This is a genomic window from Longimicrobiaceae bacterium (genome assembly GCA_035936415.1).
Taxonomy (GTDB): Bacteria; Gemmatimonadota; Gemmatimonadetes; order Longimicrobiales; family Longimicrobiaceae; genus JAFAYN01.
Genome location: DASYWD010000282.1, coordinates 1 through 13522, shown reverse-complemented (window position 1 = coordinate 13522; position 13522 = coordinate 1). Strand labels below are relative to the sequence as shown.

Sequence of the window (13522 nt, the reverse complement as noted above, 5' to 3'; positions counted from 1 at the left end):
AGCCCGCCGTGCCCGGGGCGGCCCCCGCGGCGCTCACCCTCGACGAGGCGGTGGCGCTCGCGCGCAGGAACAACCCGGACCTCCTCGCCCAGCAGAACGACCGGCGTACCGCGCGGGCGGCCACCCGCGCCGCCCGCTTCGACTTCCTGCCGTCAGCCGCCGTGTCCAGCTCCTTCGGCTACACGGCGCCCGGCCAGCGGCGCTTCTCGTACACGCTGTCGCGCGACGAGCCCGACTACTACACCTCCAGCTACTCCCTGGGGCTCTCGTACGCCCTGAACGGCGCCAAGCTGGTGCAGCCCTCCATCGCCCGCGCGCAGGAGCGGGCCGTCGACCAGCGCGTCGTCGGCGCGGAGGCCAACCTCGCCGCCCAGGTGGCGCAGCAGTACCTGGGCGTGCTGCAGGGCCAGGAAGCGGTCGCGCAGGCCGAGCGCGAGGTGGCGCGCACCGAGGAGCACCTGCGCCTGGCGCAGGCGCGCCTGGACGTGGGCGCCGGCACGCCGCTGGACGTGCGCCGCGCCGAGGTGCAGAAAGGGCAGGCGCAGGTCTCGCTGCTGCAGGCGCAGAACGGCCTGGCGACGGCCACCTTCGCGCTCGCCGAGCTCATGGGGGTGGACGTCCGGCCGGGGGCGCGCCTCACCTCCGAGTTCGTGCTCTTCCAGCCGCAGTGGGACGCCGACGCGCTGGTCGCCCAGGCGGTCGCCAACAACCCCAACCTGCACGCCGCCCGCTCGCAGGCCGGCGCCGCGCGCACCGGGATCCGGGCCGCGCAGTCCAGCTACCTCCCGACGCTGAACTTCAACGTGGGGTGGAACGGCTCCTCGTACCGGGTCGGGAACCTCGACCCGCTGGTGGAGCAGGGGCTCGCGGGCGCGCAGCGGGACATGGAGTCGTGCGTGGTGAACAACCAGATCGCGCAGCTCATCGGGCGCTCCCCGCAGGACTGCGGGCGGTTCAGCTTCACGGAGGCGCAGATCCGGCAGCAGGTGCGCGAGCAGAACAGCGGCTACCCCTTCGACTACGACCGGCAGCCGATGAACGCCTCGCTCAGCATCTCGCTCCCCATCTTCACCGGGCTCTCCCGGCACCAGCAGGTGGAGCAGGCCCGCGCCAACGCCGAGGACGCCGAGTACCAGGTCCGGGCGCAGGAGCTTCGGGTCCGCGGCGAGGTGAACACCGCGCTGCAGAACCTGAGGACGGCGTACGAGACGGCGCAGCTCCAGGAGCAGGTGATCAACACCGCCACGGAGGAGCTGCGGCTGGCGCGCGAGCGCTTCCGCTTCGGCGCCGCAAGTTCGGTAGAGGTCACCGACGCGCAGACCAACCTGGCGCAGGCCGAGCGGGCGCGGATCGACGCCGTGTACAACTTCCACAAGTCGCTCGCCGCCCTGGAGGCGCTGGTCGGCCGCCCGCTCCGCTGAGCGGCGTTCCGCGGAGCGCCGTACCAGGCGGCAACCGCAATCCGGTCCGGAGATAGATGCGATGAGAACGAGGACGATGGTGATCGTGGGGGTGGTGGTGGTCGCGGTGGCGGCCCTGGGGTTCTTCGCTCGCACCGCCCTGGCCGACAAGGGGACCGAGGTCCGCACCGAGGCGGTGGCGCGGAGGGACCTCACCTCGGTCGTGACCGCCAGCGGGACCATCAACCCCAAGCGCAAGGTGGACATCTCCGCCGACATCTCGGGGCGGGTGATCGAGCTGCGGGTGGAGGAGGGGCAGTGGGTGGAGCGCGGCCACCTCCTCCTCCGCATCGACCCCACGCAGTACCAGGCGGCGGTGCGGCGGGCCGAGGCCGCGGTGGCCCAGGCGCAGGCCCGCGCCGCACAGGCTCGCGCCAACCTCCTCCAGGCGCAGAACGCCGCGCGCCGCGCGCGGCAGCTGGCGGGGAGCAGCGAGCAGCTCATCTCCGCGGCGGACGTGGAGCAGGCCGAGACGCAGGCCGCCGTGGCCTCGGCCGAGCTCGACGCCTCCCGCTTCGGGGTGGCCCAGGCGCAGGCCGGGCTCACCGAGGCGCGCGAGGCGCTCCGCAAGACCGTCATCGTCGCGCCCATGAGCGGCCGCATCACCCGCCTGAACATCGAGGAGGGGGAGACGGCGATCGTGGGGACCATGAACAACCCCGGCTCGCTCCTGCTGACCATCGCCGACCTGTCGGTGATGGAGGCGAAGGTCAAGGTCGACGAGACCGAGGTCCCCGGGATCACCATCGGCGACAGCGCGCGGGTGCGGATCGATGCCTACCCGGGCCGGGTGTTCTCCGGGACCGTGACGCAGATCGCCAACAGCTCCCTGAGGGGGGCGACTTCCGGTATGTCGTCGGCGGGGGCGGAGCAGTCGGTGGACTTCGAGGTGGTGGTGACGCTGGCGAACCCGCCGGAGCAGCTCCGCCCCGACCTTTCCGCAACCGCCGACATCGTCACCGACACCCGCGCGCAGGCGCTCTCGGTGCCTATCATCGCGCTGACGGTGCGCGACGCGAAGGGGAAGAAGCTGGGCCAGGCCGACGCCGGGGAGGGCGACGAGGCCGCTCCCGCCCGCCCCGGGGCGTCCCGGGCGCGGGACGAGGAGGGCGTCGAGGGCGTGTTCGTGATGCAGGGCGACACCGTCGCCTTCCTCCCGGTGGAGGTGGGGATCGCCGGGGACCGCTACTTCGAGGTGAAGTCGGGGCTCCGGGGCGGCGAGACGGTGGTCGCCGGGACGTACCAGGCCATCCGCGAGCTGGAGACGGGCGCGAAGGTGCGCACCCCCGAGGCCGCGGCCGGCAGGGCCGGCGGGGAGAAGCGATGAGCGCCGCCCGCGGCGTCGTCATCGAGGCACGGGGGCTCCAGAAGCACTACCAGCTCGGGGCGGAGACGGTGCGCGCCCTCCGGGGGGTGGACCTGGTGATCCGCCGCAACGAGTACGTGGCGATCATGGGCCCCTCCGGGTCGGGGAAGTCCACCTTCATGAACCTGATCGGGTGCCTGGACACCCCCACCTCCGGGGAGTTCATCCTCAACGGCCACCCGGTGGCCGGGATGAGCGACGACGAGCTGGCGCGCGTCCGCAACCGCGAGATCGGCTTCGTCTTCCAGACCTTCAACCTCCTCCCGCGCTCCACCGCGCTCCAGAACGTGGAGCTCCCCCTGGTCTACGCCGGGGTGGGGAAGAAGGAGCGGCGCGAGCGGGCGGCCGAGGCGCTCCGGTCGGTGGAGCTGGGGGACCGGATGGACCACCGTCCCAACGAGCTCTCGGGCGGGCAGCGGCAGCGCGTGGCCATCGCGCGGGCGCTGGTGAACACGCCCTCCATCCTCCTGGCCGACGAGCCCACGGGGAACCTGGACTCGCGCACCTCGGAGGAGATCATGTCGCTCTTCGCGCGGCTGCACGCCGAGGGGCAGACGGTCATCATGGTCACGCACGAGCACGACATCGCGGCGCACGCCGAGCGCGTCGTGACCCTGCGCGACGGCACCGTCCACAGCGACCTGCTGCAGGCGCCCGCGCCGGTGGCGGCCCGCGCGGCCGCCGAGGAGGACGCCGGGGCCGCCCTCACCGAGGCCTGACCATGGCCGGACGGACGCGGACGCGGATGCCGCTGGGCGAGGCGCTGCGCGTTTCGCTGGAGATGATCCGCGTCAACAAGCTGAGGGCCTTCTTCACCGTCCTCGGGACGGTGATGGGGGTGACCTTCCTGATCGCCGTGATCACGCTGATCACCGGGATGGACTCCTACATGAAGGAGGACTTCGCCGGGAAGGTGTATGGATTCAACAGCGTGATGCTCCGCCAGCGCCCCTCGGTGACCATGAGCGACGACCCGGCGCTCCGGCGGGAGTGGCGCCGCCGCCCCCGGCTCACCTTCGAGGACGCGGCGTGGCTGGACGAGCGGATGGAGACGCCGGGGATCCTCTCCATCAACTCCGACCGCGGCGGCCGGGTGAGCGGCCCCGGCGGCCGGACGCTGGAGAGCGTCCGCATCTCGGGCGCGTCGGCCAGCTACTTCACCTCCCGCGACATGGGGGTGGAGGCGGGCCGCGTCTTCACCGAGCAGGAGGCGGAGCGCGGCGTCCCGGTGGTGGTGATCGGCAAGGACGTGGCCGACAAGCTCTTCGAGGAGCGCAACCCGCTGGGGAAGACGGTGCGGGTGCAGGGCTTCCAGTACCGCGTGGTGGGGGTGCTGGAGAAGCAGGGCTCGCTCTTCGGCCTTTCCATGGACAACGTGGTGATCGCCCCGGCGAGGTCGCGGGTCAACAGCTACGTGAACCCGCACAACGTGGTGGACGAGATCACCTTCAAGGTGGTGGACGCGTCGCTGGTACCGCGGGCGATGGCGGAGATGGAGGGGTGGATGCGGATCCGGCACCGCCTGCGCCCCGGCGAGGCGAACAGCTTCGCGCTGGAAACGGCGGACGAGGGCCTGGCCTTCTGGAACCGGATCGCCACCTACCTCATGCTGGCGCTCCCGCTCCTGGTGGGGATCTCGCTGGTGGTGGGCGCGGTGGTGATCATGAACATCATGCTGGTGGCGGTCACGGAGCGCACCCGTGAGATCGGGCTGCGCAAATCGCTGGGGGCGCGCCGGCGCGACATCCTCGCGCAGTTCATGATCGAGGCGGGGGCGCTGTCCGGGGCCGGCGGGGTGCTGGGGATCGGGATCGGGATCGCGCTGGCGGCGGCGGTCGCGGCGCTCTCGCCGCTCCCGGGGCGGGTCTCCCCGCTCTCCATCGTGCTGTCCATCCTCCTGGGGGTGGGCGTCGGGCTCGTGGCGGGGGTGTACCCGGCGTACCGGGCCTCGCGCCTGGACCCCATCGAGGCCCTGCGGAGCGAATAGGAGCGGACGATGAACCTCACATCCGCCCGTGAGGGCGTGGGGATCGCGCTGGACGCGCTGCGCTCCAACAAGGTGCGGGCCTTCCTCACCATCCTGGGGATCGTGATCGGCGTCGCCACGGTGATGGCGATGGCCGCGGTGGTCGGGGGGCTGCGCACCGGGATCATGGAGCAGATCGAGGGGATCGGCCCCAAGAACTTCGTGGTCAACCGCTTCACGCAGACCGAGATCCGCATCAGCCACGGCTCCGGGCGCCCGCCCTGGGTGGGGAGGCCGCCCATGACCTTCCAGGAGGCGGAGGTCGTGCGCTCGCTCCCCTCCATCCGGTCGGTCGCCACGGCGGTGGACGGGAGCGCGGACCTGAAGTACGGCTCCAGCACGTACAGCGGGGTCATGCTCCCGGGGCGCGACTACCAGTGGCCGGACTACGCGCAGGGCGACTTCGTCTACGGGCGCAACTTCCTCCCGGCGGACGTCGCCCGCTCCAACCGCGTAGTGGTCCTGTCGGTGGATCTGGCGAAGAAGGTGTTCGGCGACACGGACCCGGTGGGGAAGACGGTCCGCCTGCGCGGGGAGCCGTTCCAGGTCGTGGGGGTGTACCGGCAGAAGCCGAACTTCTTCTCCAACATCATGAAGGAGTGGGCGATCGTCCCGCCCACCACCGCCATCAAGTACCTGGACGCCGATCCCGACTGGCTCTCGCTGCTGGTGGTCCCGGCGGCGGGGGCCTCGCAGGACCAGGCCATCGACGACGTCACCGCGGCGCTCCGGGTCGCCCGGGGGCTCCGTCCGGGCGACGAGAACAACTTCGACGTCACGCGGCAGCAGGCCATCGCCGACCTGTTCGACCGGATCACCGGCGTGTTCGCCATCGTGATGCTGGTGCTCTCCTCGATCGGGCTGATGGTGGGCGGGGTCGGGGTGGTGGCGATCATGATGATCTCGGTCACGGAGCGGACCCGCGAGATCGGGGTGCGCAAGGCGCTGGGCGCGACCCGGCGCGAGATCCTCTGGCAGTTCCTGGTGGAGTCGGTCACGGTGACCACCATCGGCGGAGCGATCGGGATGGCGCTGGGGGCCGGCGGCGCCCTCCTCCTGGCGGCGTTCACCCCGCTCCCGGCCTCGGTGCCGCTCTGGGCCGTGGCGGCCTCGCTCGGCGTCTCCGCGATCACGGGGATCGGCTTCGGCCTCTATCCCGCGAACAAGGCGGCGCGGCTCGACCCGGTGGAGGCGCTGAGACACGAATAGAAGTGCGAAAGTGCGGGAGTGCGAAGTGCGGACCCCCACCCGGCTTGCTCGAGGCTCGCCACCCTCCCCCGGTCCGGGGGAGGGTTTTTCGTCGGGGAAGGCCGGCGCGCTTCGGACGTGCGTGGGTCCGGCGGCGGTGCTAGGTTCCCACGCACTTCGCACTTCGCACCTCGCACTTTCCTTCCGATGACCGAACCGATCGCGCCGCCCGTGGACCTGCTCGCCATCGCCGCCCACCGTGACGACGTGGAGCTCCTCTGCGGGGGGACGCTGGCGCGCGCGGCGGCGCAGGGACACCGCACCGGGATCCTGGACCTCACCGCGGGGGAGCGCGGCACCGATGGGAGCGCGCAGCTCCGGGGGGAGGAGGCGGAGGCGGCCGCGCGGGTGCTCGGCGTCGCCGCGCGGCGCAACGCGGGGCTCCCGGACGCGGGGCTCGAGAACACGCCGGAGACGCGCCGGCTGGTCGCCGGCTTCGTGCGCGCGTTCCGGCCGCGCGTGGTGATCCTTCCCTTCACCAGCGGGCGCCACCCGGACCACCGCGTCGCCTCGCAGCTCGCCTACGACGCCTGCTTCCTGGCGGGGCTGCAGAAGCTCGACGCGCCGGGCGAGCCGCACCGCCCGCACAAGCTGCTCTACGCGCTCACCTACCGCGAGGACCCGGTGAAGCCGACGTTCGTGGTGGACGTCACCGACTTCATGGAGGCCAAGATGGAGGCGGTGCGCTGCTACGCGTCGCAGTTCGACGGGAAGACGTGGGGCGGGGAGGTGTTCCCCGGCGGGGATCGCCCGCTCTACGACCAGGTGCGGATGCACGCGGCCCGCTACGGGTCGCTGATCCGGAAGGAGTACGGGGAGCCGTTCTACACCCCCGAGACCATGGAGGTGGAGGACGTGGTGGCCCTGGGGGTGCGGAGCATCTGAGCGGCACTGCCCGCGCGGAGCGCCGTCCTGGTGTTGCGCCGATGCAACACCGGGACGGCGTCATCTGTTTCCATCCAATCTCCGGTCTCCCCAGCACTTAGCTGCACTGTCCGCTCGCCGCCGGATCGCGCATGGGGCAATTGCGTCCCGATCTCCGGGGAAAGCGCCGCTGCAGGACGGTCGCCCGGTTTTTCCAAGTTGATGTAGGAGAGTGGCTTAGGCGCGAGTAGGGCGATGCCTTGCCTGTGGCCGTAGTTTTGCAGGAGGCGCCCCCCGTCTTGTCGTTCTGCACCCCCAAGTATCCGCGCAAGTGCCGCCAGGCGCTCGCGTTCCCGACCTTCATCCGTCGCCTTCCGAAAAACGGCACCCCGGCCGCGAGGCCGGTCCGCAAAGCCACGGGTCTCATCGAGACGGCCGGGCTACCGAAGACGGGCGCTCCCCGGCTCCGCCGGCCACCGTCCCACCCGAGGTATCCCAATGAGGCACCTGGCACTCCCCGCGCTCGCCGTGCTCGCCCTCCTGGCGGGCTGCAAGGACAATCCCGCCCAGACGCCGACGGAGCCCCCGGTCGAGGCGGCCGCGGCGAAGGCCGCCCAGCCCGAAGCGGCCGGCGAATCCACGCTCTGTGCCGCCTACCGCCGGCAGCTCGGCGCGGCGCGCGCGTCGCTCGCCCGCTCCCCCGGGGACGAGTCGCTGAAGGGATCGGTCGCCACCTACGAAGCCGTCATCTCCGACGCCTGCTCCTGAGGCCCTCCATGAAACGGACTCCCTCCCGGCGCGCCGTCCTCCTTGCGGCGCTGTTGTCGTGCCTGCTGCTCCCCGCCGTCTTCCTGGCCCAATCGGCAGGCCCCAAGGCCCTGGTCGTCTGTCCTCCGACCGACACGCAGGGGTGCGACCGCGTCGCCGCCCAGCTGGCGCTGACGATGAACGGCGGTACCCCTGTCTTCCCGGGAGGGGTCGACAAGAGATACACCGAGCTGCGGACGATGCCGTATTCGCAGCTCCAGTCGTACGCGGTGGTGTTCGTGCCCTCGCTGGCGAACGCGCCCTACGACCTGCTTCGCGAGGACGCGGTCAAGGTACGCCTGCAGCAGGTTCTCCGCGGGCGGGTGGCGGTCTGGTCGGGCACTCCCGACCGGGGGACGACCTCCGGCGCGAGCGCAGGGAAGCTCACGCTCATCGAGAACCTGGCCCGCTGGGCCGCGGCTCAGCACGCAGCCGACGGCACCACCGGGCTGGTGGTCCTGCAGGACTTCTCGGACAACCGGCCGGACGGCACCTCCCCACGGTACGACTGGGTCCAGGGCATCGCCGGGGTGGTCATTCAGCCCGATCTGGAGGCGAAGACCTACAGGCAGGTGGAGAGGAACACCGCGAACCCGGCGGCCGAGCCGATCGTGGGGAGCCTGGCCTACGACAACATGGCTTCCTTCGGGGTGCAGCTCCCGCAGCCGGTGATGGTCGTCGGCGGCTGGGGGCAGACCACGCAGGGGAAGAAGGCGACGCGCGGCCAGATCGTGCTGGGGACCGCCAATCGCAGCCCCGCCGCCTGCCAGGTGGCGGGCACCAGCGGAGGCACGTTCAGCTTCCAGTCCGGGAACGTGGTGCTGAACTTCCCGGCGGGCGCGCTCTCGCAGGACTGGTGCCTCTCCGTGTCCCCCGCGAACGCCACTGCGAGCGGGTACGTGGCGAACACGGCGTACAGCTTCGGTCCCGCCAGTCTTTCCTTCCCCCACACCCCCCCGGCCACGGCGACGATTCGATACGCCGAGAGCGACATCCCGGGTGGAGCCAGCGAGTCCAACCTGGCCATCTTCGGGTTCAGGGCCGGCAGCTGGACCGAGGTGCCGGGGAGCTCGGTGGACGCGGTGAACAACACGGTGACCGCTCCCATCGACCACTTCAGCCAGTACGCCGTCTTCGTGAAGGGGACCACCGACGGCGGAGGCGGGGGCGGAGGCGGGGGCAAGGGCGGCGCACCCACGGCGGCCAACGACGCGTACTCGGTCGACGAAGACAACGCGCTGAACGTGGCTGCTCCCGGGGTGCTCGCGAACGACACGGACCCCCAGGGAGATCCGCTCACCGCCGCGGTCGTCAGCGGGCCCTCGCACGGGGCGCTGACGCTGAACGCGAACGGCTCGTTCACCTACACGCCCAACGCGAACTTCAACGGCACCGACTCGTTCACCTACAAGGCCAACGACGGACGGCGAGACTCGAACGTCGCCACGGTTACCATCACCGTCAACCCGGTGAACGACGCGCCGACGGCGGTGGACGACGCCTACAGCACGGACGAGGACGTGGCGCTCAACGTCGCCGCGCCGGGCGTGCTCGCCAACGACACCGATCCCGAAGGGAACACCCTGTCGGCCGTGCTGGTGAGCGGGCCCGCGAACGGCACCCTGACGCTGAACGCGAACGGCTCCTTCACCTACACGCCGTCCGCGGGCTTCAGCGGCACGGACCAGTTCACCTACAGGGCCAACGACGGCACTGCGGACTCCAACGCCGCCACGGTGACCATCACCGTGAACGACGTCAACGACGCGCCCGTGGCCGTGAACGACGCGTACGCCACGGACGAGGATGCGCCTCTCAACGTGGCCGCCCCGGGCGTACTCGCGAACGACACCGACTCCGAGTCCAACCCGCTGACTGCCGTCCTGGCGAGCGGCCCGGCCAACGGTACGCTGACCCTGAACGCGAACGGCTCCTTCACCTACACGCCGTCCGCGGGCTTCAGCGGCACGGACCAGTTCACCTACAAGGCCAACGAAGGTACTTCCGACTCCAACGTTGCCACCGTGACCATCACCGTGAACGACGTGAACGACGCGCCCGTGGCGGTGAACGACGCCTACAGCACGGACGAGGACGTGGCGCTCAACGTGGCTGCTCCGGGCGTGCTCGCTAACGACACCGATCCCGAAGGGAACACCCTGTCGGCCGTGCTGGTGAGCGGGCCCGCCAACGGGACGCTGACGCTCAACGCCAACGGCTCCTTCACCTACACCCCGACGGCCGACTTCAACGGCACGGACCAGTTCACCTACAAGGCCAACGACGGCACCTCGGACTCGAACGTCGCCACGGTGACCATCACCGTGAACGCGGTCGCGGAGCCGCCGGTGGCAGTGAACGACGCGTACTCGGTGGACGAGGACAACACGCTCAACGTGGCCGCCCCGGGCGTGCTCGGCAACGACACCGACCCCGAGAGCGATCCGCTCACGGCGGTGCTGGTAAGCACGACCACGAACGGCACGCTCACCCTGAACGCTGATGGCTCGTTCGGCTACACGCCGGCTCCCGGCTTCAGCGGGACGGACCAGTTCACGTACAAGGCCAACGACGGCACCTCGGACTCGAACGTCGCCACCGTGACCATTACGGTGAACGCCGTCAATGACGCACCGGTGGCGGTGGACGATGCCTACAGCACGGACGAGGACGTGGCGCTCAACGTGGCCGCCCCGGGCGTGCTCGCCAACGATACGGACGAGGAGGGGAACACGCTGAGGGCGGTGCTGGTGAGCGGGCCGGCCAACGGTACGCTGACGCTCAATGCCAACGGCTCCTTCACCTACACGCCGGCCGCGAACTACTTCGGCACGGACCAGTTCACCTACAAGGCCAACGACGGCTCCGGGGATTCCAACACCGTTTCGGTGACCATCACGGTGAACCCGGTCAACGACGCGCCGACGGCGGGCCCGGACGCGTACGGCGCCATCGGCAACGTCGTGATCTCCGTCGCCGCCGGGGCGGGCGTGCTCGCCAACGACACCGACGTGGAGGGCAGCGCGCTCTCCGCCGTGGCGGGTACCATCGCCTCCACGAACGGGGGCACGGTCGAGATGAGGGCCGACGGCAGCTTCACCTACGTCAGCGCGGCCGGGTTCAACGGCAGCGACAGCTTCACCTACAGCGTCACCGACGGCGAGCTCAGCTCCGCCGGCACGGTCACCATGACGGTCACCGGGCGGTACTGGTTCGTCGACGCCAGCGCAGCGCCGGGGGGTGACGGCCGGCAGCACCGGAAGCTCCAGTCGCTCACGCCGCTCAACGGCGCGGGCGGAGCGGGGGACCCGGACCAGGCCAGCGACGTCATCCTGGTGCACAGCGGTACGTACAGCAGCGCCATCGCGCTGGAGTCCGGGCAGCACCTCGTCGGGCAGGGGATTCCGTCCGACCTGACGGCCACGGTCAACGGGCAGACCGTCACCCTGCTGGCCGCCGGGAGCGCGCCGACGATCGGCGCGGCGAGCGGGAACGCCATCACCCTCTCGAGCGGCAACACGCTTCGCGGCTTCGTCGCTGGCAGCGCGCCCGGCGCGGCGATCTCCGGCTCGGCCGTGGGGACGCTGACGGTCTCGGACGTGAGCATCGACAACGGCTCCGGCCGCGCGCTCGACCTGACCACGTCCGGCACGCTCTCGGCCGCCTTCGGGAGCATCTCGGCCACGGGCGGCACCGGGAACGGAATCAACCTGGTGGGCCAGACGGGTACCCTCACGAGCGGGTCGACGAGCATCACGAACCCGAGCGGGACGGGGATCCACGTCCAGGGCTCCGGAGGGTTCAACTTCGGGGGCACGACGGTGAGCAAGAGCAGCACGAGCGGAACGGGCGTGCACCTGCAGTCCAACTCGGGCACGACCACCTTCTCCTCCCTTGCGCTCACCACGAGCAACGGCACCGGCCTGGCCGCGTCGAGCGCCGGGACGGTCAACGTGACGACGGGGTCGATCGGTGCCACCGGCGGGCCGGCGATCGACCTGGGCTCCACGACGGCCGGGATGACGTTCACCAGCGTCGCATCGACCAACAGCACCGGGGCCGGCGTCAGCCTCGCCACGGTGGGGGGGAGTCTCACCAGCGGGACAACCAGCGTGCAGAACCCCACCGGCGCCGGGATCTCGATCTCCGGCTCCAGCGCGGCGGTGAACCTCGGCAACACCACCTCGAACAGCTCCGGCGCGACCGGGGTGAGCCTGAGCACCAACACGGGCGCCCTGACCTTCGGCGCGCTGAACGTCTCGCCGGACGCGAGCCAGCGGGCGCTCCACGCCACCAACAACAGCGGCACCATTACGGCGAGCAGCGGCGCGGTCAGCGCCTCCAACGCCGTCGCGGTGGAGATCACCCGGGCATCCGGCACGACGCCGCTCGCGGTGAGCCTCACCAGCGTGTCCGCGAACGGCGGCAGCAGCGGCATCGTCCTGTCCAACACCAGCGGCAGCTTCGCGGTGACGGGGAGCGGCACGGCGGGCTCGGGCGGGACGATCCAGAACACGGTGGGCGGGGATGGCACGACGGCGGGGATCGGCGTCTACCTGAACAACGCGAGCAACGTCTCGCTGAACCGGATGCAGATCAACGACCACCAGGGCTTCGGGATCCGCGGCAGCGGCGTGAGCGGCTTCACGATGCAGAACTCCGTGATCAGCGGCGCCAACGGGACCAACGGAGCCAATCCCTTCCTGGAGAGCAGCATCTTCTTCACGGAGCTGACCGGCACGGCAACGTTCACCAGCGTGGCTGTCAGCGGCGGCCGACTGGACAACCTGCGCGTCAAGAACACCACGGGGACGCTGAACTTCAGCTTCTCGGGCACGGGCTGCGCCATTCGCAACAACAGCACGTCGGCCGACGGCAACATGGGGCTGGCGATCCTGCCCGAGGGCAACGCGGTGATCCACGCCAGCGTGAGCGGGTGCACCTTCCAGGGCAACCGCACGATCGCGCTGCGCGGCGATGCGGCGGGGAGCAGCCAATTGACGTTCGACGCCACGAACAATACTATCGTGGCGGGCACGGGTGGGAACAACCAGGGCAACCAGGGGATCGAGGTCAGCACCTCGGCCGACGCCCAGGTCAGCTTCGACCTGAACGGGAACCGGGTGGGCACCGACGGCGCGACCGCACAGCCGCTGCTGAACACGGGGATCAACGTCTTCGGCGGCAACCGCTCCACGCTCACCGGCAAGGTGCGCGGCAACACGGTGCGCAACAACACGAGCGTGGCGGCAGGCACGAGCAACGGCTTCGGGATCCGGGTCTTCGCCAACGACACGGCCAACATCCGGGCCAACGTCAACGCCAACACGGTCAGCGGCGTCTCGACGGACTACGGGATCCTGGTGGAGGCCTCGGGGGCGGACACGCAGGTTCCGCCGTCGGGCACCGGACGGGTGGACGTGGCGGTGACGAACAACAACGCCTCGGTGCTCTCCGGCGCGCTGGATGCCATCCGCGTGCAGGCGCGGCACAACAACCGGGTCTGCTCGCGGATCACGGGCAACACCACGGGCACCGGCGGCAGCGGCTTCTTCGGACTCTTCGTGCGGCAGGTCAACGCGGCGACCTTCCTGATCGAGGGGCTCACGGGAGGGGCGACCACCTACCTGCAGTCGCAGAACCCCGCGGCGGCCTCGGTGGGCGACAACGGCGGCACCTTCACGGCCACGGCCGCCAACTCCTGCAACATCCCGGCGCTGTGACCATCCGGCCGGCGGGGCCACGGTGGCC

8 protein-coding genes and 1 riboswitch are annotated in these 13522 nt (G+C 70.9%); all 8 genes read left to right on the top strand.

The window, feature by feature from the left end:
* Positions 1-1421, top strand: a 1421-nt coding sequence (locus tag VGR37_11445; protein ID HEV2148007.1) for a TolC family protein, incomplete at its 5' end; no start/stop codon positions are given.
* A gap of 61 nt (positions 1422-1482) precedes the next feature.
* Entirely contained in the window at positions 1483-2787 is a 1305-nt protein-coding gene (locus tag VGR37_11440) for an efflux RND transporter periplasmic adaptor subunit (GenBank protein HEV2148006.1), read from the top strand.
* Entirely contained in the window at positions 2784-3545 is a 762-nt protein-coding gene (locus tag VGR37_11435; protein HEV2148005.1) for an ABC transporter ATP-binding protein, read from the top strand. The genes VGR37_11440 and VGR37_11435 overlap by 4 nt, the downstream gene beginning before the upstream one ends.
* Before the next feature lie 2 nt (positions 3546-3547).
* The gene (locus VGR37_11430) at positions 3548-4813 is read left to right on the top strand and encodes an ABC transporter permease (GenBank protein ID HEV2148004.1); all 1266 of its coding nucleotides are present in this window, start codon (positions 3548-3550) and stop codon (positions 4811-4813) included.
* 9 nt (positions 4814-4822) lie between these two features.
* The gene (locus tag VGR37_11425; GenBank protein HEV2148003.1) at positions 4823-6061 is read left to right on the top strand and encodes an ABC transporter permease; all 1239 of its coding nucleotides are present in this window, start codon (positions 4823-4825) and stop codon (positions 6059-6061) included.
* 186 nt (positions 6062-6247) lie between these two features.
* Positions 6248-6985, top strand: a complete 738-nt coding sequence (bshB1, locus tag VGR37_11420) for a bacillithiol biosynthesis deacetylase BshB1 (protein HEV2148002.1) — start codon at positions 6248-6250, stop codon at positions 6983-6985.
* A 352-nt stretch (positions 6986-7337) separates the two neighbouring features.
* Positions 7338-7412, top strand: a riboswitch (cyclic di-GMP riboswitch).
* Positions 7413-7462: 50 nt separating this feature from the next.
* The gene (locus VGR37_11415; protein ID HEV2148001.1) at positions 7463-7732 is read left to right on the top strand and encodes a hypothetical protein; all 270 of its coding nucleotides are present in this window, start codon (positions 7463-7465) and stop codon (positions 7730-7732) included.
* Positions 7733-7740: 8 nt separating this feature from the next.
* Complete coding sequence (locus VGR37_11410) at positions 7741-13494, top strand: Ig-like domain-containing protein (protein HEV2148000.1); 5754 nt, start codon at positions 7741-7743, stop codon at positions 13492-13494.
* Positions 13495-13522 lie beyond the last annotated feature (28 nt).